A 20,942-nucleotide genomic window follows, 5' to 3' on the forward strand; every position below is an offset into this window, starting at 1 on the left:
CCATGCTGATCCCTCCGGTTGTTTATGCAAGCTCTCCGACTTAGTGCCTATACCCTGACCAGTGCCTTGGGCGCTGGCCTGGCCTCCCATCTCGATGCCCTGCGCCAGCAGCGCGGCGGCATCGTCAGAAAGCGCTGGGAGACCGTCGAATTCGATGTGTGTGTTGGAGAAGTCGCCGGCCTGGACGAGGTCGTGCTGAGGCAGGATCTGGCGCCCTACGACTGCCGCAACAACCGCCTGGCCCAGCTGGGGGTGGAGCAGGACGGCTTCATTGCCAGCGTAGAGCAGGCCGTGGCGCGCTACGGCGCCAGCCGGGTGGGGGTGTTTCTCGGCTCCAGCACCTCCGGCATCCTCAGTTCGGAAGTGGCCTACCGTCAGCGTGATCCGGAGTCCGGCGCACTGCCGCCGGAGCATCGCTATCGCGAAACCCACAACGCCTATTCGGTGGCGGACTTCGTGCGCCGCTTCTTCGGCCTCTCCGGCCCGGCGGCGGTAGTATCGACCGCCTGTTCCTCCAGTGCCAAGGTGTTCGGCACGGCACAGCGCATGATCGCGGCCGGCCTCATCGACGCTGCCATCGTCGGCGGCGTCGATACCCTGTGCCTGACCACCATCTACGGCTTCTCCTCGCTGCAACTGGTGTCGTCCAATCCCTGTCGTCCCTTCGACGGCGAGCGTGATGGCATCTCGGTAGGCGAGGGCGCAGCGTTCGCCCTGCTGGAGCGTGCCGAGCAGCCGCAGAACGGCGACATCCTGCTGATCGGCGTGGGCGAAAGCAGCGATGCCTACCATATGTCCTCGCCGCACCCGGAAGGCCTCGGCGCCAAGGCGGCCATGGCTCAGGCGTTGCAGCAGGCCGGCCTTACGCCTGCCGACATCGACTACATCAATCTGCACGGCACCGCCACACCCAGCAACGATGCGGCGGAAGGCGCCGCGGTGCTGGCACTGTTCGGCAGCGCCACGCCCTGCAGCTCCACCAAGGGCCACACCGGTCACACCCTGGGCGCCGCCGGTGGTATCGAAGCCCTGATCTGCGCGCTGGCGCTGGACAACGGAGTGATGCCGGGCGGGGTGGGCACGCAGCAACTGGATGCCCGCCTGCAGTGCAATTACCTGCTGACCACGGTGGAGCGTCCGCTGCGCCACGTGTTGAGCAACTCTTTCGGTTTCGGCGGCAGCAACTGCAGCCTGGTTTTCTCGCGGGTGGGCGCATGAGTACGGCAACGATTTATCTCGAGGGGCTGAGCCTGCTCGGGCCGGGCATGAGCGACTGGGCCGAGGCCGTGCCGCGCCTCTTGGGGCAACAGCCTTTTCAGGTCGACGAGGTGCGGCTGGCAGCACCCTCCATCCTGCCAGCGACCGAACGCCGTCGTGCCGGAGCAGCGGTCAAGCTGTCGATGGCGGTGGGGCTGGCGGCAGTCGAAGATGCCGGCGCGGATGCGGCCCAACTGCCCAATGTGTTCAGTTCCACCGGCGGCGACTGCGAAAACTGCCATAGCCTGCTGGAAGTGCTGGCCTCGTCCGAGCGCATGGTTTCCCCCACCCGCTTCCATAATTCGGTGCACAACGCGCCGGCCGGCTACTGGGGCATTGCCACCAAGTGCACCGAGGCCTCCACCAGCCTGTGCGCCTACGATGCCACCTTCGGTGCCGGGCTCCTGGAAACCGTGACTCAGGCGCACAGCGCCGGCAAGCCCTGTCTGCTGATTGCTTTCGATACCGCCTACCCGGAGCCGCTGTATGCGCAGCGCCCCATTCCCTATCCGCTTGGTGTAGGCATGGTACTGAGCCCGGAGCGTAGCGCGGCCAGCAAGGCCGCACTGCAGCTGAGTTTCAGCGATGAGCCAGCCAGCCGCATGGACGATGCGCAGCTGGAAGCACTGCGTCAGGGTATTCCCAGTGCGCGCAGCCTGCCGCTGCTGCACCTGCTGGCCAGTGGGCGGCCGGGACGCGTGGTGATCGACTATCTGGACGACTGCCGTCTCGCCATCGAGGTGGTGGCATGATGGACCGCGACTGGATCGCCGCGCGCATTCCCCATCAGGGCAGCATGTGTCTGTTGTCCGGGGTGGAGTGCTGGGACGAAAACGACATCGTCTGCCATGCCGACAGCCATCGCCAGCCGGACAATCCGCTGCGCGCCGCCGGCCGCCTTGGCGTGGCCAATGCCATCGAATACGCCGCCCAGGCCATGGCGGTGCATGGCGCGCTGCTGGCTGGTGATGCCATGCCGGCAAGGGCCGGCTACCTCACCAGCGTGCGCGAGCTGAACTGGCATTGTCGCCGGCTGGACGACGTGGCCGAGCCGCTGCGTATCCACGCCCAGCGCTTGTCCGGCAGCGAGATCAATGCCCTGTACCGCTTCACCCTGCACGCTGGCGACAAACTGCTGGTCAGCGGCCGCCTAGGCGTGGTGCTGGATGCCGATGCGCTGGCGGGCAAGATAACCAATTGAGTAAAACCATGAAACGAGCCTTGATTACCGGTGGCAGCGGCGCCATTGGCGCAGCCATCAGCCGGCGGCTGGCGGCCGACGGTTTCCACGTCATCATCCATGCCAACCGCAATCTAGAGGCGGCGGAACAGTTGTGCCAGTCACTGCGAGCCCAGGGCCATCAGGCCGAGGCCCTACAGTTCGACGTGGCCGATGCTGCGGCAACGGCGGCTGCGCTGGAAGCCGTGCTGGAGCAGGGGCCGGTACAGGTGCTGGTGAACAATGCCGGCATTCACGATGATGCAGTGTTTCCCGGCATGCAGCCGGCGCAGTGGCACCGGGTGATCGACGTCTCGCTGCATGGCTTCTTCAACGTCACCCAGCCGCTGACCATGCCGATGATCCGCACCCGCTGGGGGCGCATCATCACTATCACCTCGGTGGCGGCGCTGGCTGGTAACCGCGGCCAGACTAACTACGCCGCCGCCAAGAGCGCGCTGCACGGCGCCACCAAGTCGCTTTCCATCGAACTCGCCAGCCGCGGCATCACCGTCAATGCGGTGGCGCCGGGCATCATCGAGTCGGAAATGTCGAAGGATGTGTTCGACAAGGAGATGGTGGCACAGATGGTGCCGATGAAGCGGGTGGGCCGGCCGGAGGAGGTCGCCAACCTGGTGGGCTTCCTAGCATCGGAGCAGGCAGGCTATATTACCGGCCAGGTGATCTCCATCAACGGTGGCATGATCTAAAAACCTGCCCATGCTCTAAACCTGCCCATGCTCTGCTGCGCTCGGGTGATCCGGCGTTGAAACGTGGCTCAAAATGCTCATGTACCCAACGCACATTCCGCTTTTTCGCCCCGTTTCGCCTTGGCTGACCCTTCGCTCGCGAGAGCCTGAAACAGGTTTTGACGGCTGGAGCAGCGGGACTGCGGTCAGCCGCCGGTGGCCTGCAACTGCGCGCGCGGCGCATAGGCCAGCGCGATTTCCAGCTTGGCCACTTCCTGCTCCGCCACCTTAACCTGGGCGTGGACCTGCACCAGCAAGGGCGCCATCTGGCGGCACTGGATGAAGAACTCCACCTGTTGATCCGGCAGCACCGGCTGCTTGAACCAGCAATTGCGCACAGCCGCCAGCACGCCGACCGAATCCTGCGGCAAGGTCTTGACGTAAGGGTCGCCGGCCAGGAGCCCGGCGCCGGCAAACTGCGCCATCGACTCGATCAGCATCACCCCCGGCACGATGGGCATGCCGGGGAAATGACCCTGGATCACCGCATTGTCGTGCGGCCAGCTCGCCACACCATGGAACTGGTGCGGCCCCTCGATGGTGAGTTGCTGGCAGACGAAAATGGCACCACGGTGCGGCAATATCTGTTCGATATCGCCGCGCAGCAGCCGCATCGGGTACTGGTAGTCCTGTGCGCTCATGCGGGAAGGCGCCGTGCCACCAGCGAAACGTTGCTGCCGCCGAAGGCGAAGGAGTTGGACATGATGGCGCGAACGTCGCAGTCATGGCGCGCGGTCAGCGGAATGAAATCCAGATCGCAGCGCGGGTCCGCCTGCTCCAGGGTGGCGGTGGGCGGCAGCGAGCCGCTGTTCATCGCCATCACGCTGAGGGCAAATTCCAGGATGCCGCTGGCGCCGATCAGGTGGCCGTGCATCGACTTGGTGGAACTGACGGTCAGTTGTCCGGCCGTCGCGCCGAACACACCGCGGATGGATTCGGTCTCGGTGACGTCGCCGGCATCGGTCGCCGTGCCGTGGGCGTTCAGATACTGGATATCCTCTGCCCGCAACCCGGCATCGTCCAGCGCCTGCTGCATGGCGTTGATCTGTTCGGCGCTGGAAGGCGCGGTAAGGTGGGCGGCATCGCTGCTGCAGCCATAGCCGCAGAGCTCGGCCAGTGCGCTCTGGCCGCGAGCGGCGGCACGGGCCTCGCTTTCCAGTACGATGGCGGCACCGCCTTCCCCCAACACGAAACCGCTGCGGTCCTGCGAGAAGGGGCGACAACTGCGCGACGGATCGGCCGCATGCGGTTTGGCCATCACGCGCAGCGCATTCCACGCCATCATGGCGCCGGGCGTCAGCATGGCTTCGCAGCCTACCACCACGGCGGCGTCCAGATAGCCGTCGCGGATGGCACGGAAGGCTTCGCCGATGGCGACGGCGGAAGATGCGCAGGCAACAGAATAGGTGTGGCTGGGGCCGTGCAGCCCGTAGCCCATGGAAATGGCGGCTGCCGGCGCGTTCGACATCATGCGTGGGACCGTCAGCGGGTGCACCACCACAGGGTTGCGCTTGCCTTCGCTTTGCACGGCAGACTGGAAGCGGCTGTACAGGCCATCCAGGGTATGGGCGCCGCCCAAGCCGATGCCGACATAAATACCGAAGCGGCGTGAGTCGGCAGGCGCGGCGACGATGTTGGCCTCAGCCAGTGCCTCGTTGGCAGCTACCAGGGCAAACTGGCTGGCGCGGTCCAGGCTGGCGTGCTTGCCGTCAAGCTTGCTGGCCGGATCGGCGGCAGCCTGGGCCAGCAATACATTGGGCAGCCATTTGGCGATGTCGGGGGTGGCGGCACCAATGGCACAGTGGCCGGCCAGTGCCTGGGCGAAGCTGGTGGGCAGGTCGGCACCGAGCGGGCTGATGGCGCCCATGCCGGTAATCAAAACCTTGGCCACTATTTGTTCTCTTCGAGGCTGAGTTCCGGCAGTTCGCCGTTATTATGTTCGCGAATGGCAGCTTCGATATCGGCCAGCATGTCACGGAAGCTCATCTGCGGGTAGCGGGTGGGGTCTGGCAACTGGAAGCCGCAGCGATCCTCGATCTCGAACAGCATCTCCACCATGTCCAGCGAGTCGAGGTCCAGGGCGGAAACCTGCAGCGTCGGATCTTCAAACAGGGCGGGATCCTTGCCCTTGGTATTGACCAGATAGTTTTTGATGATTTGTTCTAACATGAGCGTTCAACCCAAGACGTGGCATGTACCAAAAGGTAGTAATTATAGAGTAAAATTATGGCATATGCGTTGCCTTGGGCTTGATTCGTCAAGCGCTTTGGCAGCAGCCAACGATGCAATGACAGCTGTCAGTCACCCTTAAATCCATCCCGCGGAATGATTGGCCGTTCTGGCCTGCCTAGTAAGAAAAGATGGCTGGCCGGAAGCCGGGAGTAAATTCGAAATAATGTTGAATCGCTGTTTCCGGCTGTTCCAGATCGTCCTGTTTTACCTGATGTTGTGCTGGCTTGGCTCCATGCTGCTGTTGGGCAACATCGCCGCCTTGCCCCTGCTGCTGGCGCCCAGACCACTGCGGCAGCCACTGGTGCAGTGGACCATCAGTGCCATCTGCCGCTGTTTTCTGGCCGGAGCCCAGGCGAGCGGGTTGATGCGGCTGGATTTGCGTGCGCTTGATCGGCTGAACGGCCGGGAGCGCATGCTGTTGGTGCCCAATCATCCAAGTATGATCGATGCCTTTCTGGTGTTGTCTCGCATTCCCCGGGCGGTCTGTCTGATGAAAGCCAGCATCAGCTCCAATCTGTTTCTGGGGGCTGGGGCCTACCTTGCCGGTTATGTTTCCAACCGCTATCCGGAGCAGATGTTCCGTGCCGCTATTCGTGCGGTGCAGCAGGGCTCGGTGCTGATGATTTTTCCGGAAGGTACCCGCACCACGCGACAGCCGGTGAACGATATTGGCGGCTCGGTGGCGCTGATAGCCCAAAAAGCCGAGGCGCCATTGCAGACCGTCATCATTACCACCAATTCGCCCTATTTGAGCAAGGGTTGGAAAATATGGCGTCCTCCTGCATTTCCGCTGATTTACCGCGCTGTGCCCGGCGAGGAATTCAAGGCCCAGGGTCGGCGCGATGAAACCGCACACCGTTTGCAACAGTATTTCGAAGCGTCGATCCGGCTTTCTATCGACCCGGAGTTGCGGCTGGATTGAGGCGCTTGCCATTCACTACGCATTCTTGACCGGCAGGCTAGCCATCGGCTAGGTTCTGCCCAATTCAAACAGCCCCCCTCAGAGGGGGGCATATTCGGTTCAGTAAGTCTGCCATGCCCATTTCTTCAACGACGCATGTGGTTCTCATCCCCAGCTACAATCCAGGCCCCAAGGTTTTCGACACGGTGCGTGCGGCCCGCGCGCAATGGAGCCCGGTATGGGTGATCGTGGACGGTAGCAACGACGGCTCGGAGCAGACGCTGCTGCAAATGGCCGCCGAAGACGAGGGCCTGCAGGTCTTTGTGCTGCCGGAAAATCGCGGCAAGGGTGCTGCGGTGTTGCACGGGCTGGAGCAGGCCACGCGGCAGGGCTTCACCCACGTGCTGTGCATGGATTCAGACGGGCAACATCCAGCAGCGCAGATTCCCGCCTTCATGGCGCGTTCGCAGCAGCAGCCTGCTGCCATGGTGCTGGGCCTGCCGGTATTCGATGCCAGTGCGCCCAGCCTGCGGGTCAAGGGGCGCAAGATTTCCAACTGGTGGGCGAACCTGGAAACCCTGTGGATGGGTATCGGCGACTCCCTGTTCGGTTTCCGCGTCTATCCGGTGGCGCCCTTGCGCCGGATCATGCAAGGGCAGCGCTGGATGCGCCGTTTCGACTTCGATCCGGAGGCCGTTGTCCGCCTGTGCTGGCATGGCGTGCCGCCGGTTAACCTGCCGTCGCCGGTGAAGTATTTCCAGGCGGAAGAGGGGGGGGTGTCGCATTTCAATTACTGGCGCGACAACCGCCTGCTGACCTGGATGCACATCCGCCTGATGTTCGGTTTCGCCCTGCGCCTGCCGCTGCTGCTGTGGCGCAGACTGGCCTGCCGCCCGGCCGCTTGCTGATGGAGAGCCGCATGTGCGCATACCAGCCGGGAAGGACGCTCTGAAGTGTCCGCCCCCGTCATGATGGCCCATCTGCTGTTGGAGCGGTTGTCACCGGCCGTGCTGGCGCGCGAGCCGGAGCCGCAGGCCTTGATGGAGAATGCCGATCAGATTCGGGCCTTCATGCAGAGTGGCCTCGCTAACGGCATCCTCAACTACATTTATCTCTTCCACGCCGTCATGTCGCTGCCGGTGATCCGGCCCGGCGACGTGGTGTTGGACCTGGCCTGCGGCCCGGCCAACCAGTTGCTGCAGATTGCCCGGCTGCACCCGGACGCCCGCTTCGTCGGGCTGGATGCCTCTGCTGGCATGCTGGCGTTGGCACGGGAAAACCTGGTGCAGGCCGGTTTGCTCAATGTCAGCCTGCAGCAGGGCGATATCAGCCGGCTGGATGGCTTTGCCGATGCGGCCGTCGACTGTGCGCTATGCACCATGTCGCTGCATCATCTGCCGGATACCGAGCTGCTGGGGCAGACCATGCGGCAGATTCGCCGCGTGCTGCGCCCAGATGGCGGCGTCTATCTGGCCGATTTCGGCCGGCTCAAGCGTCGGGCCACCCAGTCTTTCTTTGCTCATGACCGCATTGAACTGCAGTCTGAGCAATTTACTATCGACTTCCTAAATTCCTTGCGCGCAGCGTTCAGTCTGGCCGAGCTGCGGCAGGCAGCGGCGCTGCTGGGGCGCGAGCTGCGTGTCTACCGTACCGCGCTGGCTCCTTTCATGCTGCTGTTCCGCAGCACGCCGCGCCGCGACATCGATGCGGCTCTGGAGCAGCGGGTGCGCGATGGCTATGCCCGACTGACCGCGGGTGAGCAGCGCGACTTCGATAACCTAGCGCGCTGGTTCCGCCTCGGTGGTCTGAATCTGCCCTGTCACCTGCACTGACCTTTGGGAAAGAAAAAACCGGAAAACCACCATGCAATCTACTGGTTGCACAGTGCTTTTCCGGTTTTTCGATGGTGACGTAGGGTCTAGAACGGGATGTCGTCGTCCATGAAATCATCGGCCTTGCTGGCCGGTTTCGGCTCCATGCGGCGCGGTGCGGCCGGCGGAGCGGACGGGGCGCTCTGGCGCGGCGGGGCGCCGTAGCCGCTGTCGTCGTCCATCGCGGCGTCGCGCTTGCCGCCTTGCAGGCTGAGTTCGTTCACTCGCACGTCCGGCGACAGCTTCTTGTTGCCGTCGCGATCTTCCCATTCGCGCAGGGTGAGCTGGCCGTAAACGGTCACCTGCTGACCCTTGCTCAGGTAGTTTTTCAGCGATTCGCCACGCTTGCCCCACACCTGGCAGCTGAACCAGTTGGTGGTGCGGCGTTCGCCAAAGCCGATGTCGCTGGCCACGCGGAAGCTCAGCACCGGTTCGCCGCTGGGGGTGTAACGCAGTTCGGCGTCTGCCGCCAGGCGGCCGTCGAAAGTGATGCTGTTCATGTCATTCTCCGATTCAATGCAATGGATGGCGCTGAGCGCCGGCGCTGGACCGATGGTGTTTGCCTCGGTGTGCCGGGCCAGTCCGCCCCATCAGTTGGTTTCCAAAATCAATTGCTGGACAGCGGCCTCGTCCCAGTCCTGCTGCGATACCTTGAGGTAGGCGACGCGCTCGTCGACGACCACCACCGCTTCCTTGACGCCGCGCTGTGCCGCTAGCCGCTGCGACAGCTGGGCGGCGTTGCCCTGCCAGTTTTCGCCGATGTGGAACATGACCGATTTCACGGCTTGCGGCGGCTGCATGGTGATGGCCAGCGTGAGCCAGGCCAGCATCAGCGCGGCGGCGAAGCCGAAGGCACCGCCCGTGCCGTAGTGGCTGTACAGCCAGCCGCCGGCAGCGGCACCGATGAAGAGGCCGAAGGATTGGGCGGTATTATACACACCCATGGCCGTGCCCTTGGAGTCGGCAGGCGCGATCTTGGAAATCAGCGACGGCAGGCTTGCCTCCAGAATATTGAAGGCGATGAAGTAGAGCGTCAGCCACAGCACGATCATCCAGAACGAATCGAGCGCCAGCGCCATGCCGAGCTGTGCAGCGGTCATCAGCGTCACCGCACCGACGAAGACCGTCTTCAGCTTGCCCTTTTTCTCGCCGTAGATGATCGCCGGCACCATCAGGAGGAAGCCGACGATCACCACCGGCAGATACACCTGCCAGTGGTGCGCCTTGTCGAGGCCGTGCTTGATCAGGGTGAAGGGAAGCACCACGAACATCGACATCTGCGCCGCATGCAGCGCGAAGATGCCGAAGTTCAGGCGCAGCAACTGCGGGTGCTTCAGCACGGCCGGCAGGCGCTGGGTGTTGGTTTCGGCATCGGAATGGAAGCGCGACACGGCCGGATCGGGAATCAGGTATTTCACCCCGACCAGCGCGGCCAGCGTCAGCACGCCGGTCAGCGTGAAGATGCCGTCGACGCCCATGTAGTGAGCCATGAGCGGGCCGAGCACGAGGCTGGCCGCGAAGGTGGTGCCGATGCTCATGCCGATCATCGCCATCGCCTTGGTGCGGTTTTCCTCGCGCGTGAGGTCGGCCAGCAGCGCGGTGACGGCGGCCGAGATGGCTCCGGCACCCTGCACGACGCGGCCGATCGTGAGCCAGGTGATGTTCGGTGCCCAGGCCGCGATGAAGCTGCCGGCGGCGAAGACCAGCAGGCCGCCGTAGATGACCTTCTTGCGGCCGATGCGGTCGGACAGCATGCCCAGCGGGAGTTGCAGGAAGGCCTGCGTCAGGCCGTAGGCGCCGAGGGCGATGCCGATGGCGGTATGGCTGTGGGCGCCTGGCAGCGTCTGGGCGTAGAGTGCGAACACCGGCAGGATCAGGAACATGCCCAGCATGCGCAGGGCGTACACGCCGGCCAGACCGAGGCTGGCACGAAGTTCAAGCGGATTCATCAGTGTTGTTATGTGTCGGCTAGAGGTGAAAACGGAGGCGGACTCCCGCCCCGTCATGATCCGGGCTGCGATGCGGGTGGAGCGTGGTACGCCAAGTCGGGTATATTAACAGGTTCCCCGACTGATCGTGAGTGAGGCATGGACTCCATCCGCATCCGTGGCGCACGTACCCACAACCTGAAAAACATCAATCTTGACCTGCCGCGCCATCAGTTGGTGGTGATCACCGGCCTGTCCGGCTCCGGCAAGTCCTCGCTGGCCTTCGATACCCTGTACGCGGAAGGGCAGCGGCGCTACGTGGAGTCGCTGTCGGCGTATGCGCGCCAGTTCCTGCAACTGATGGAGAAACCGGACGTCGATCTGATCGAGGGCCTGTCGCCGGCCATTTCCATCGAGCAGAAGGCCACCAGCCACAACCCGCGCTCGACGGTCGGCACCGTCACCGAAATCCACGATTACCTGCGCCTCTTGTTCGCCCGCGTCGGCGAGCCGCACTGCCCGGAGCACGGCGTGCCGCTGGCTTCGCAGACCGTGTCGCAGATGGTCGACCACGTGTTGGCGCTGCCGGAAGAGACGCGGGTGATGATCCTGGCGCCGGTGGTGATGGCGCGCAAGGGCGAGAACGCCGACCTGTTCGAGGAGCTGCGCGCGCAGGGCTTCGTGCGCGTGCGCGTTGACGGAGAGGTGGCGGAACTCGACGCCGTGCCCAAGCTCGACAAGAACAAGAAACACACCATCGAGGTGGTGATCGACCGCCTCAAGGTGCGCGCCGACCTGCAGCAAAGGTTGGCCGAAAGCTTCGAAACCGCGCTGCGCCACGCCGAAGGCCGTGCCATCGCGGTGGAGATGGATTCCGGCAAGGAGCATTGGTTCTCCGCCAAGTTCGCCTGCCCGGTGTGCAGCTACAGCCTGCCCGAGCTGGAGCCGCGGCTGTTCTCGTTCAACAACCCGATGGGCGCCTGCCCCAAGTGTGACGGCCTGGGCGAGATCACCTTCTTTGATCCCAAGCGCGTGGTGGCGCATCCGGAATTGAGCCTTGCTGCCGGGGCCATCAAGGGCTGGGACAAGCGCAACCAATTCTATTACCAGATGCTGCAGGCGCTGGCGGAACACTTCGGCTTCGATCTCGAGCTGCCGTTCGAAATCCTGCCGGAGCGGGTGCGCCACGTCATGCTGCACGGTTCCGGACGCGACAACATCGAGTTCACCTATCTGTCCGAACGCGGCGCCAAGTTCACCCGCAGTCATCCGTTCGAGGGCATCATCCCCAACCTCGAGCGGCGCTACCGCGAAACCGACTCAGTGGCGGTGCGCGAGGAACTGTCCAAGTACCAGAACAACCAGCCCTGCCCGCACTGCGAAGGCTCGCGCCTGCGCCGCGAGGCGCGCTACGTCTACGTGGCGGGGCAGACCCTGTACGGCATCAACCAGATGGCATTGAAGGACGCCGCGCGCTTCTTCGAACAGGTGGAATTCAGCGGCCAGAAACAGGCGGTAGCGGAGAAGATCATCAAGGAGATCCGCGACCGCGTGTCCTTCCTCAACAACGTCGGCCTCGATTACCTGTGCCTGGCGCGCTCGGCCGACACCCTGTCCGGCGGCGAGGCCCAGCGCATCCGTCTGGCGAGTCAGATCGGCTCCGGCCTGACCGGCGTGATGTACGTGCTGGACGAGCCCAGTATCGGCCTGCACCAGCGTGACAACGACCGCCTGCTGGCGACGCTGGTGCGACTGCGCGACCTGGGCAACAGCGTGATCGTGGTGGAGCACGACGAGGATGCCATCCGTGCCGCCGATTACGTGGTCGACATGGGGCCGGGCGCCGGCGAGCACGGCGGCGAGGTGCTGATCGCCGGCACCCCGAGTCAGATCGAAGACAGCGAACGCTCGGTCACCGGCGCCTTCCTGTCCGGCCGCCGCCGCATCGAGGTGGACAGCGAGCGCCGTCCGGTCGACCCCGAGCGCCTGCTGGTGCTCTCCGGCGCCAGTGGCAACAACCTCAAGGACACCACACTGGAACTGCCGCTGGGCATGCTGGTGTGCATTACCGGCGTGTCCGGCTCGGGCAAGTCCACGCTGATCAACGACACCCTGTACAAGATTGCCGCGCGCGAGCTCAACGGTGCCAGCGAGGAGCCGTCGCCGTACCGCGAGATCACCGGTCTCAATCACCTGGACAAGGTGATCAGCGTCGACCAGGGTCCGATCGGGCGCACGCCGCGCTCCAATCCGGCCACCTACACCGGGCTGTTCACGCCGATCCGCGAGCTGTTCTCCGGCGTGCCGCTCGCGCGCGAGCGCGGCTACGGTCCGGGGCGCTTCAGCTTCAACGTCAAGGGCGGGCGCTGCGAGGCCTGTCAGGGCGACGGCGTGATCAAGGTCGAAATGCACTTCCTGCCGGACATCTACGTGCCGTGCGACGTCTGCCACGGCAAGCGCTACAACCGCGAGACGCTGGAGGTGAAGTACAAGGGCCAGACCATCCACGAAGTGCTGGACATGACGGTGGAGCACGCGCTGGAGTTCTTCGGCGCGGTGCCGACGGTGGCGCGCAAGCTGCAGACCCTGATGGACGTCGGCCTGGGCTACATCCGCCTGGGGCAATCGGCCACCACGTTGTCCGGCGGCGAGGCGCAGCGCGTCAAGCTGGCGCTGGAGCTCTCCAAGCGCGACACCGGCCGCACCCTGTACATCCTCGACGAGCCCACCACCGGCCTGCATTTCCACGATATCGACCTGCTCTTGAAGGTGCTGCACCGCCTGCGCGGCAACGGCAACACCGTGGTGGTGATCGAGCATAATCTCGACGTCATCAAGACCGCGGACTGGTTGATCGACCTCGGGCCGGAGGGCGGAGCCGGCGGCGGCCAGATCATCGCCACCGGCACGCCGGAGCAGGTGGCGGGCAATCCGGTGAGCCATACCGGCCGTTATCTGGCGACCTTGCTGGATCGCGACAAGATTTCACAGGCGATAGGCTGACAACGGGATGGTTTCCGATATACTTCAGACAGGGGATTCAGGGAGGCTGAGTCACATAAAGTGACCCGATGGTGAGGATTGCATGTTAAATCTTGGAAAAATCGACCATATTCATGTCCGTGTCACGGACACTCCCACTGCGGTCGAGTGGTATCAGCGCGTGCTGGGTCTGACGCCAGACCCCCGCTATCGCCATATGCAGGAGGAACCGCATGGCGTCACCATGGTAGCCAACCCCAGTGCCAGCGTGCGATTGGCCCTGTGTGAGGACGCCGATTTCAGCGCAGCAGTCAGTGCTGTGGCTTTCGTGGTAAGCGGCCAGGAGTTCATGGAGTGGATCGACCAGCTCGCTGGCGAGCGTGTCACCAATCGCGAGGGGCAGACCATCGCTCGCGACTCGGTGTACGACCACCACTTCTTCTGCTCGTTGGCGTTCGTCGATCCGTTTGGCAATGCTTTCGAAGTGGTTAGTTACGACCACACCTGGCTGACCGGCAAGCTGAAGCTGACCGGCCGCAACAATCACAATGGTCAAAACGGTCATGCAATTAATGGCCATAATGGTCACAATATCCTTAATGGCCATAATGGCCATAACGGCCATGTCCCGACGGCCAGCGAGTAAGTTGGCCGAAGCTCGACAAAAAACCCGCGCTCAAGCGGGTTTTTTGTTGCTCGCCAGGCCAGGTGGCCGCGTGTGGGATTGGCTCAATCGGCCAACAGGCCGTCGAGCTTATGTTTCACCAGCAGCTCGTGGTACACGCCTTTCTTCTTGACGGCGTCGATGGCGGTGTTGAAGCGGGCCTTGAGCGCTCCGTCCTGCTTGCGTAGCGCCACCGCCACGCCTTCGCCCAGCACCTTGTCCTGACGTCCGTCGAACACCGGGCCGACGAATTCGAAACCCTTGCCCGGTGCGGTTTCCAGGAAGCCTTTCTGCAACTGCACGGTGTTGCCGAAGGTGTAGTCGGCCCGGCCCGAGGTCAGCTCCATCATCGGGTCCTGGGCGTTGACATAGCGCTTGATGGTGGCGGACTTGCCGAACTGCTGGGTGACGAAGCGATCCTGCGGCGTGCCGGTCTGCACCGCGATGGTCTTGCCGCTGAGCGCGGCGGGCTGGATTTCGCCCTTGTGGCCCTTGGCCGTGACGAAGCGGTTCTGCATCAGGTAGTAGACCTTGCTGAAATTCACCGCCTTGCGCCGCTCGTCGGTGATGTTCATCGACGACATGATGGCGTCGTATTTTTTCACCTGCAGCCCGGGAATCAAACCGTCCCATGGCTGGTTGACCACCTCGCACTGCACCTTCATTTCCTTGCACACGGCGTAGGCGAAATCCACCTCGAAGCCGGACACCTTGCCGTTGGCGTCGACGTATTCGAACGGCGGGTAGGTGGCGTCGGTGGCGATGCGCAGGGTTTCGGCGGAGTGCGCCGCCAGCGGGGCGGTCAGCGACAACAGGGCCAGCGTGATGAGCTTCTTCATGATGTTTCCTTCTTTTGTAGAGGGGATGCGGACCGTCTTGTTGTGTCTATTCCGGGTTAGTCCAGACGGCGGTGTTGCAAGGCCGGCAGGCGCCGGCGCAGCTCGGCCTGCCGATTGAGATCGAGGGTGGCAAGTGCGATGCCTTCGCCGTCATCGTGGCGGGCCAGCACCGTGCCCCACGGGTCCACGATCAGGCTGTGGCCGAAGGTGCGCTTGCCTCCAGGGTGCACGCCGCCCTGGCCGGCGCCGATGACGAAGGCCAGGTTGTCGACGGCGCGGGCGCGCAGCAGCAGCTCCCAGTGCGCCTCGCCGGTGGTGTGGGTGAACGCCGCCGGGGCGCTGATCAGTGTCGGCGCCGGGCGCTGGCGGTACAGTTCGGGAAAGCGCAGATCGTAGCAGACCGACAGCCGCAGCGGCCCCCACGGCGTGTCGCCGCTGGCGACCTGTTCGCCGGCGCTCATGGTGGCCGCTTCGTCGTAGTGCTCGCTGCCGTTGTCGAAGCCGAACAGATGGATCTTGTCGTAGCGCGCGTGGCAGCGGCCGTCCGGGCCGAACAGCAGGCCGGAGTTGAACATCTTGCCCGGCTCCGGGCTTGCCAATGGCAGGGTGCCGCCGACCAGCCACAACCGGTATTTTTCCGCTAGCTCGGCAAGACAGTGAAAGATCGGGCCTTCGCCCAGGGGGCGGGCCAGCGCCACGCGCTCGCGCTCGTCTTCCGGCATCAGGTAGAAATACTCCGGCAGTACCACCAGGTCGGCGCCGGCGGCGGCCGCTTCGCCAACCAGTGCGCGGGCGCGTTCGAGGTTGGCCGAAAGATCGTCGCCGGACACCATCTGGATAGCGGCGGCGGTGAGCTGCTGTGAGTTTGGCATGGTCGCGCCCCTACAGGCGGCAGAGGCGCTCGGCCCCGGCGCGCAGTGTGGCCTCGTCCTTGGCGAAGGACAGGCGGATCAGGTGGTGATCGGTACTATCGCGATAGAACGCCGACACCGGGATGGTCGCCACCTGGTGCTCGCGGATCAGCGTCTGCACGAAGTCGCTGTCGGACTGGTCGCTGATATTTTCGTAGCTCGCCAGCATGAAGAAACTGCCGGCCGACGGCAGCAGTGTCAGGCGTGAGCCGGCCAGGCAGTCGACCAGCAAGTCGCGCTTCTGCTGGTAGAAATCCGCCAGCTCGAGGTAATGCGACGGGGTCTGCATCAGGCGCGCCAGGCCGTACTGCATCGGCGTGTCGGCGGCGAACATGGCGAACTGGTGCACCTTGCGGATTTCCTCCATCAGGGCCGCCGGTGCCAGGCAGTAGCCGACGCGCCAGCCGGTGATGTGGAAGGTCTTGCCGAACGAGGCCACCACCACCGCGCGCTCGGCCAGCTCCGGGTGGCGGCTCATGCTGTGGTGCAGCGCGCCGTCGAATACCACGTGCTCGTAGACCTCGTCGGACAGCAGCACGATGTCGGTGCCGGCGGTGAGGCGCTTGAGCGCGGCGATGTCCTCGTCGCCCAGCACCGCCCCGCTCGGGTTGTGCGGGCTGTTGAGCAGGATCATGCGGGTGTGCGGGGTGATGCGCGCGGCGACCTCGTCCCAGGGGATGGCGAACGCCGGCGGCGCCAGCTTGATCGGCACCACGGTGGCGCCCTGCAACTCGATCATCGGCGCGTAGCTGTCGAAGCAAGGCTCGAACACGATCACCTCGTCGCCGGGGTGAACCAGCGCGGTGATGCTGGCGAACAGCCCCTCGCTGGCGCTGGCGGTGATGGTGACTTCGCGTTCCGGGTCGTAGTGTCGGCCGTACAGCGATGCCACCTTGCCGGCGACCGCTTCGCGCAGCGCGAACAGGCCGGCCATCGGCGAGTACTGGTTGTGGCCGTCGAGCATGGCGCGGTGGGTGTGCTCGATCAGCTCGGGCGAGCAGGGGAAGTTGGGTGCGCCTTGCGACAGGTTGATCGCCTGGTGTTTGGCGGCCAGCTGGCCGATCACAGTGAAGATGGTGGTGCCCACGTGCGGCAGCTTGGAGCGCGGCGTGATGGAGTCGGTCATGTTGTCCCCCGTTTGTTGTGTCGGAGCCATCAGGTGGCGTTCGTGCCCATTAAACGGGTGCCGGGGCTTGTGCGACAAACGAATTGTCGGCATGTTATGCATGAGTTTTTTTCAGGCATGAAGAGACCATGACACAGCGTCCATTACCCTTGTACGGCCTGCAGGTTTTCGAGGTCGCCGCCCGCCACATGAGCTTCACCCTAGCGGCGGACGAGCTGTGCCTGACCCAGGGCGCGGTGAGCAAGCAGGTAGCCCAGCTCGAACAGCAATTGGGCTACCCGCTGTTCCATCGCCAGGTGCGCCGGCTGGTGCTGACCAGCGAGGGCGAGGCCTTGCTGCCCTACGTGACACGCGCGCTGGCGACGCTGGGCAAGGGAGTGGAAGCGGCGCGGCTGGCGCGCAACCACCTGCGCCTGAAGGCGCCATCGTGCATCTCGCGCTGGCTGCTGCGCGAGATCATGCTGTTCCGCAAGGATCATCCGGAGATCGAGGTCGAGGTCACCAGCGTTCACGAGCACGGCATCGACTTCGCCAAGGAAGCGTTCGATCTCGCCATCGTGTTCGGGCCGGTGCCGTCACGCCAGCCGCGGCAGACCCCCTTGTTCCGCGAGCAGCTGACGCCAGTCTGCTCCCCGGCGCTGCTGGAGTCCTTCGGCCAACCTTTGCACGAGCCGGAAGAGCTGGCGCGCTTCCCGCTGCTGCACCCGTCGCGCGATCGGCGCGACTGGTCGTTGTGGTTGAAGTCGGTCGGGGTCAAGGGCGTCAATCCCGGCAGCGGCCAGGTGTTCGACACCCTGGACCTGGCGACGAACGCCGCCCAGCAAGGCTTCGGCGTGTCGCTGGCGGATGTGGTGCTGGTGGAAGAGGAGTTGAAGCGCGGGACGGTCATCACGCCGTTCGCCCAGACCGTGTTCACTGGGAACGGCTATCTGTTGGCACTGCCGGCGGCCAGGCGCACTGCCGAGGCGGCGCAGCTGCTGCACGACTGGCTGGCGGCACGCCATCCGATGTCGGACGAACCGTATCCCGGCACTGTGCCGGGCGAAACACCCGCGCAGGCCATATCCTGAGCCACGAAAAGCAAACGGCCGCTGCGAGCGGCCGTTGTGTTGATAGCGGAGAGAGTGGGGCTCAGAACTGCTTCAGGATCTGTCGCGAGCGACGACCCTCAGCGGGGTGAAGAGCCGCAAAGAAACCGGAATGTACTGGAGTGCATGATGATTTCCGATCGCTCAGCGACAGATTCGCACGCAGTACCCATGAGCCCCGATCAGGGACGCACAGCAAGATCATGAGCCGGTTCTCAGCGGATGATGCCGCCGCCCAGACAGATATCACCGTCATACAGCACCGCCGACTGGCCCGGCGTCACCGCCCACTGCTTGTCGCGGAAGGTGAGGGTGGCCTCGCCGTCCACCACCGGCGACAGCGCACAGGCCGCATCGGCCATGCGGTAGCGGTTCTTGGCGGCGTAGTCGCCCGGCAGCGGAGCCTCGTCCAGCGTCCACGACAGATCGCCCATCGCCAGCGTGCTCTTCAAGAGCAGCGGATGATCGTGCCCCTGCACCACGATCAGCTTATTGGCCGGAATGTCCTTGCCGGCGACAAACCACGGCTCGCCGCTGCCATCCTTGGCGCCGCCGATATTCAGCCCCTTGCGCTGCCCCAGCGTGTAGTACATCAGCCCCTCGTGCCGGCCGACGGTCTTGCCCTCCGGCGTCACCATGTCACCCGGCTGGGTCGGCAGGTAGCGCTGCAGGAACTCGCGGAACGGCCGCTCGCCGATGAAGCAGATGCCGGTGCTATCCTTCTTGGCTGCCGTCGGCAGGCCGGCCTGTTCGGCCAACTGGCGCACCTCGGTCTTGCGGATATCGCCCAGCGGGAACATCGCCTTGGAAAGCTGCGCCTGGTTCAGCCGGTACAGGAAGTAGCTCTGGTCCTTGGTGTGGTCCACTGCCTTCAGCAGGTAGTGCTTGCCGTTGCGTTCTTCCTTGCGCGCGTAGTGCCCGGTGGCGATGCAGTCCGCCCCCAGCTCCATGGCGTAGTCGAGAAAGGCCTTGAACTTGATCTCGGCGTTGCACAGCACGTCCGGGTTCGGGGTGCGGCCGGCCGAGTACTCCTTGAGGAAGTACGAGAACACGCGGTCCTTGTATTCCTTGGCGAAGTTGACCACTTCCATGTCGATGCCGACGATGTCGGCCACGCTCATCGCGTCCAGCGCATCCTGCTTGATCGAACAGTATTCGTCGTCGTTGTCGTCTTCCCAGTTCTGCATGAACACGCCGATCACCTCGTGGCCCTGCTGCTTCAGCAGCCACGCAGTGACCGACGAATCCACGCCGCCGGACATGCCGACGACAATGCGTTTCTTACCCGTCACGGGGAATATCCTTCTTTCCAAATGGCGAGGGGCACCACCTCCGGCGGTGCCCCAAAATCCTTGAACCAACTGTCCACGGCCCAATCCTCACCGCTGCCACTGTCGTGCAGCACGGCGGTGTAATGCAGGTCGAGGAAGCGCGGCGCGCGCCACACCGGCTTGCCGACGGTGTGAAACCGCAGCCATCCCTGCTCCTGCAGATAATTCAGGAAGGTGGTGACGTTGCGGCTGTGATCCACGCAATCCATGCGTCCATCGGCGGTACCGTCCGGGAAGTTGCCCCCCTTGTCCTGCCAGATGGGGGTGCTACGCCCTGCCATCAAGTACAACTCCCGCACCGCGGCTTTGACGGCGGCGCGCTCGGCCTCGGCCGTGGCGTCGTCGGACAGCAGACGGGCCAAGCGCTGCTTGTCATCGGCGCCGACCTCGAAGTGGGAATCACGTTTGCAGCCGTAATGGTAACAGAGGGGGAGGGCGTCCGCATGGACGTTGCTGACGGTCAGCAGCCCAAGCCAGAGCCACCACTTCATGCCTTGTCCCGGTTGTTGAGGTGCTGGATCACCGCCAGCGGCGGGCGCTGGCCGGCCAGCCAGTCCTCCAGGCTCAGCGCCACCGCCGGGCTGCGATGCTGGCGGGTACGGGCACGGATTTCCGCCGCGGTGAGCCAGGGGGCGGCGACGATACCATCGTCCAGACGGCGCTCCGTCTCTTCGCGCAAGGCCCGGCCGCAGAAGGTGAAGCGCAGGTAGGTGATATCGCTGCCCGGCTTGTCGGCCAGGTAGATGCCCACCAGCGCTTCCGGCTCGAAATGCCACGCCGTTTCTTCCAGCACTTCGCGGCGTACTGCCTCGAACAGCGTTTCGCCATGTTCCAGATGACCGGCCGGCTGGTTCAGGCGCAGTCCTTCGGGGGTGTCTTCTTCCACCATCAGAAAGCGGCCTTCGCGCTCGATGACGGCGGCCACGGTGACATTCGGTTTCCAGATTCTCATGGGGTGGTCGGTTCCAGTTGACAATGGTTCTTGTTTATCCACATAATGATAATAATTCACATTTATATGTGCTGGGTGAAAACATGTACGTTTGTCTTTGTCATGGTGTGACCGACACGCAGATTCGCGACGCCGTCATGGACGGGGCAACCCGCCTGCGAGACGTCGCCCAGCAACTGGGCGTTGCGACCGACTGCGGCCGTTGTGCCTGCTGCGCCCACCAGTTGATCAAAGAAACGTTGACCGAGCTCACCGCCGAAGCCCATTCCCCCTTTCGCGAAGTCGCCTGAGCCGCGCTGCTTCCGGCGCAAACTGCACCGCAAGTCACACCACTCGGCCTTGCGCTGGCAAACCCGTGTGCAATAATTTCAAGATATGCGCACAGGAGCTTGTCATGCAAGGCGATAAAAAAGTCCTAAAATTCCTCAATCAAATCCTCAAGAACGAACTTACCGCCATCAACCAGTACTTCCTGCATGCCCGCATGTACAAGAACTGGGGTCTGAAAAAGCTCAACGAGCACGAGTATTACGAGTCCATCGACGAGATGAAGCATGCCGATCGGCTGATCGAGCGCATACTGTTCCTCGAGGGCCTGCCCAATCTGCAGGATCTGGGCAAGCTGTACATCGGTGAAAAGCCGCAGGAAATGCTAGAACTCGACCTCAAGCTGGAACTGGAGGCGCTGCCGCTGCTGCGCGAAGCCATCACCCATTGCGAGAGCGTCAGCGACTACGTCACCCGCGATCTGCTCGAAGACATTCTGGAAAGCGAAGAAGAGCACGTCGACTGGCTGGAAACCCAGTTGGGCCTGATCGAGAAAGTCGGCCTGCAGAATTATCTGCAGAGCCAGATGGAAGACTGAGCGGTCGCAAGACCGTAATGGAACAAG

At 63.8% G+C, this 20,942-nt stretch carries 23 protein-coding genes; 12 read left to right on the forward strand and 11 right to left on the reverse strand.

Features of this window, described 5'->3' with window-relative positions:
* Window positions 1-24 precede the first annotated feature (24 nt).
* Genes AC3WG5_RS05640 through fabG form a run of 4 tightly spaced genes read left to right on the forward strand, consistent with a single transcriptional unit; the run spans window position 25 to window position 3,186 of the window.
* Window positions 25-1,218, forward strand: coding sequence for a beta-ketoacyl-[acyl-carrier-protein] synthase family protein (locus AC3WG5_RS05640; protein WP_482582914.1), 1,194 nt, complete (start codon window positions 25-27; stop codon window positions 1,216-1,218).
* Window positions 1,215-2,009: a beta-ketoacyl synthase chain length factor gene (locus AC3WG5_RS05645; RefSeq protein ID WP_492568102.1), complete on the forward strand. Its 795-nt coding sequence runs from the start codon at window positions 1,215-1,217 to the stop codon at window positions 2,007-2,009. The genes AC3WG5_RS05640 and AC3WG5_RS05645 overlap by 4 nt, the downstream gene beginning before the upstream one ends.
* On the forward strand, window positions 2,006-2,458 hold the full coding sequence (locus AC3WG5_RS05650) for a hotdog family protein (RefSeq protein WP_008955188.1): 453 nt from the start codon (window positions 2,006-2,008) through the stop codon (window positions 2,456-2,458). Before AC3WG5_RS05645 ends, AC3WG5_RS05650 begins: the two co-directional genes overlap by 4 nt.
* Before the next feature lie 8 nt (window positions 2,459-2,466).
* A complete protein-coding gene (fabG, locus tag AC3WG5_RS05655) occupies window positions 2,467-3,186 on the forward strand; it encodes a 3-oxoacyl-ACP reductase FabG (protein ID WP_014086500.1) in 720 nt (239 codons plus the stop codon).
* A 185-nt stretch (window positions 3,187-3,371) separates the two neighbouring features.
* On the opposite strand, the gene AC3WG5_RS05660 is transcribed toward fabG, so the two are convergent.
* Genes AC3WG5_RS05660 through AC3WG5_RS05670 form a run of 3 tightly spaced genes read right to left on the reverse strand, consistent with a single transcriptional unit; the run spans window position 3,372 to window position 5,394 of the window.
* Entirely contained in the window at window positions 3,372-3,866 is a 495-nt protein-coding gene (locus AC3WG5_RS05660; protein ID WP_482582911.1) for a 3-hydroxyacyl-ACP dehydratase FabZ family protein, read from the reverse strand.
* The gene (locus AC3WG5_RS05665; RefSeq protein WP_492568103.1) at window positions 3,863-5,116 is read right to left on the reverse strand and encodes a beta-ketoacyl-[acyl-carrier-protein] synthase family protein; all 1,254 of its coding nucleotides are present in this window, start codon (window positions 5,114-5,116) and stop codon (window positions 3,863-3,865) included. The genes AC3WG5_RS05660 and AC3WG5_RS05665 overlap by 4 nt, the downstream gene beginning before the upstream one ends.
* Window positions 5,116-5,394: an acyl carrier protein gene (locus AC3WG5_RS05670; protein WP_294864606.1), complete on the reverse strand. Its 279-nt coding sequence runs from the start codon at window positions 5,392-5,394 to the stop codon at window positions 5,116-5,118. The genes AC3WG5_RS05665 and AC3WG5_RS05670 overlap by 1 nt, the downstream gene beginning before the upstream one ends.
* 226 nt (window positions 5,395-5,620) lie before the next feature.
* Between AC3WG5_RS05670 and AC3WG5_RS05675 the strand changes: the two genes are divergently transcribed.
* The 3 genes from AC3WG5_RS05675 (at window position 5,621) to AC3WG5_RS05685 (ending at window position 8,190) form a co-directional block, all read left to right on the forward strand.
* Window positions 5,621-6,379, forward strand: coding sequence for a lysophospholipid acyltransferase family protein (locus AC3WG5_RS05675; protein WP_492568104.1), 759 nt, complete (start codon window positions 5,621-5,623; stop codon window positions 6,377-6,379).
* Window positions 6,380-6,492: 113 nt separating this feature from the next.
* Window positions 6,493-7,266, forward strand: coding sequence for a glycosyltransferase family 2 protein (locus AC3WG5_RS05680; RefSeq protein WP_492568105.1), 774 nt, complete (start codon window positions 6,493-6,495; stop codon window positions 7,264-7,266).
* Window positions 7,267-7,311: 45 nt separating this feature from the next.
* Window positions 7,312-8,190 carry a class I SAM-dependent methyltransferase gene (locus AC3WG5_RS05685; protein ID WP_492568106.1) on the forward strand — a complete coding sequence of 293 codons (879 nt, stop codon included), beginning with the start codon at window positions 7,312-7,314 and terminating at the stop codon, window positions 8,188-8,190.
* An 86-nt stretch (window positions 8,191-8,276) separates the two neighbouring features.
* On the opposite strand, the gene AC3WG5_RS05690 is transcribed toward AC3WG5_RS05685, so the two are convergent.
* Together AC3WG5_RS05690 and AC3WG5_RS05695 are read right to left on the reverse strand one after the other, a co-directional pair.
* A complete protein-coding gene (locus AC3WG5_RS05690; protein ID WP_492568107.1) occupies window positions 8,277-8,729 on the reverse strand; it encodes a single-stranded DNA-binding protein in 453 nt (150 codons plus the stop codon).
* A 90-nt stretch (window positions 8,730-8,819) separates the two neighbouring features.
* The gene (locus AC3WG5_RS05695) at window positions 8,820-10,178 is read right to left on the reverse strand and encodes an MFS transporter (protein ID WP_492568108.1); all 1,359 of its coding nucleotides are present in this window, start codon (window positions 10,176-10,178) and stop codon (window positions 8,820-8,822) included.
* A 138-nt stretch (window positions 10,179-10,316) separates the two neighbouring features.
* Here AC3WG5_RS05695 and uvrA point away from each other — a divergent pair, with 138 nt between their 5' ends.
* Both uvrA and AC3WG5_RS05705 read left to right on the forward strand, forming a co-directional pair.
* The gene (gene uvrA, locus AC3WG5_RS05700; protein ID WP_492568109.1) at window positions 10,317-13,160 is read left to right on the forward strand and encodes an excinuclease ABC subunit UvrA; all 2,844 of its coding nucleotides are present in this window, start codon (window positions 10,317-10,319) and stop codon (window positions 13,158-13,160) included.
* 82 nt (window positions 13,161-13,242) lie between these two features.
* A complete protein-coding gene (locus AC3WG5_RS05705) occupies window positions 13,243-13,785 on the forward strand; it encodes a VOC family protein (protein WP_014086509.1) in 543 nt (180 codons plus the stop codon).
* 83 nt (window positions 13,786-13,868) lie between these two features.
* On the opposite strand, the gene AC3WG5_RS05710 is transcribed toward AC3WG5_RS05705, so the two are convergent.
* Genes AC3WG5_RS05710 through AC3WG5_RS05720 form a run of 3 tightly spaced genes read right to left on the reverse strand, consistent with a single transcriptional unit; the run spans window position 13,869 to window position 16,679 of the window.
* Window positions 13,869-14,642, reverse strand: a complete 774-nt coding sequence (locus AC3WG5_RS05710) for a transporter substrate-binding domain-containing protein (protein WP_492568110.1) — start codon at window positions 14,640-14,642, stop codon at window positions 13,869-13,871.
* A 56-nt stretch (window positions 14,643-14,698) separates the two neighbouring features.
* Window positions 14,699-15,514, reverse strand: coding sequence for a carbon-nitrogen hydrolase family protein (locus tag AC3WG5_RS05715; RefSeq protein ID WP_492568111.1), 816 nt, complete (start codon window positions 15,512-15,514; stop codon window positions 14,699-14,701).
* Between the two features lie 10 nt (window positions 15,515-15,524).
* On the reverse strand, window positions 15,525-16,679 hold the full coding sequence (locus AC3WG5_RS05720; protein WP_492568112.1) for a methionine aminotransferase: 1,155 nt from the start codon (window positions 16,677-16,679) through the stop codon (window positions 15,525-15,527).
* 128 nt (window positions 16,680-16,807) lie between these two features.
* Here AC3WG5_RS05720 and AC3WG5_RS05725 point away from each other — a divergent pair, with 128 nt between their 5' ends.
* Window positions 16,808-17,749, forward strand: a complete 942-nt coding sequence (locus AC3WG5_RS05725) for a LysR substrate-binding domain-containing protein (protein WP_492568113.1) — start codon at window positions 16,808-16,810, stop codon at window positions 17,747-17,749.
* A 233-nt stretch (window positions 17,750-17,982) separates the two neighbouring features.
* Here the strand turns inward: AC3WG5_RS05725 and mnmA are convergent, their stop codons facing one another.
* From mnmA to AC3WG5_RS05740, 3 genes are read right to left on the reverse strand one after another with little or no spacing between them, the layout of a single operon-like run.
* Window positions 17,983-19,059: a tRNA 2-thiouridine(34) synthase MnmA gene (gene mnmA, locus AC3WG5_RS05730; protein ID WP_492568114.1), complete on the reverse strand. Its 1,077-nt coding sequence runs from the start codon at window positions 19,057-19,059 to the stop codon at window positions 17,983-17,985.
* Window positions 19,056-19,589: a hypothetical protein gene (locus tag AC3WG5_RS05735; RefSeq protein ID WP_492568115.1), complete on the reverse strand. Its 534-nt coding sequence runs from the start codon at window positions 19,587-19,589 to the stop codon at window positions 19,056-19,058. Before AC3WG5_RS05735 ends, mnmA begins: the two co-directional genes overlap by 4 nt.
* Window positions 19,586-20,050 carry an NUDIX hydrolase gene (locus AC3WG5_RS05740; protein ID WP_492568116.1) on the reverse strand — a complete coding sequence of 155 codons (465 nt, stop codon included), beginning with the start codon at window positions 20,048-20,050 and terminating at the stop codon, window positions 19,586-19,588. The genes AC3WG5_RS05735 and AC3WG5_RS05740 overlap by 4 nt, the downstream gene beginning before the upstream one ends.
* A 23-nt stretch (window positions 20,051-20,073) precedes the next feature.
* On the opposite strand from AC3WG5_RS05740, the gene AC3WG5_RS05745 reads away from it, so the two are divergent.
* The gene (locus AC3WG5_RS05745; RefSeq protein ID WP_008955156.1) at window positions 20,074-20,340 is read left to right on the forward strand and encodes a bacterioferritin-associated ferredoxin; all 267 of its coding nucleotides are present in this window, start codon (window positions 20,074-20,076) and stop codon (window positions 20,338-20,340) included.
* A gap of 104 nt (window positions 20,341-20,444) precedes the next feature.
* Window positions 20,445-20,915 (forward strand): bacterioferritin, encoded by a 471-nt coding sequence (gene bfr, locus AC3WG5_RS05750; RefSeq protein ID WP_492568117.1) that lies wholly within the window; start codon window positions 20,445-20,447, stop codon window positions 20,913-20,915.
* The last annotated feature ends 27 nt before the right edge of the window (window positions 20,916-20,942 follow it).

The organism is Pseudogulbenkiania sp. FW507-F1 (assembly GCF_058781125.1).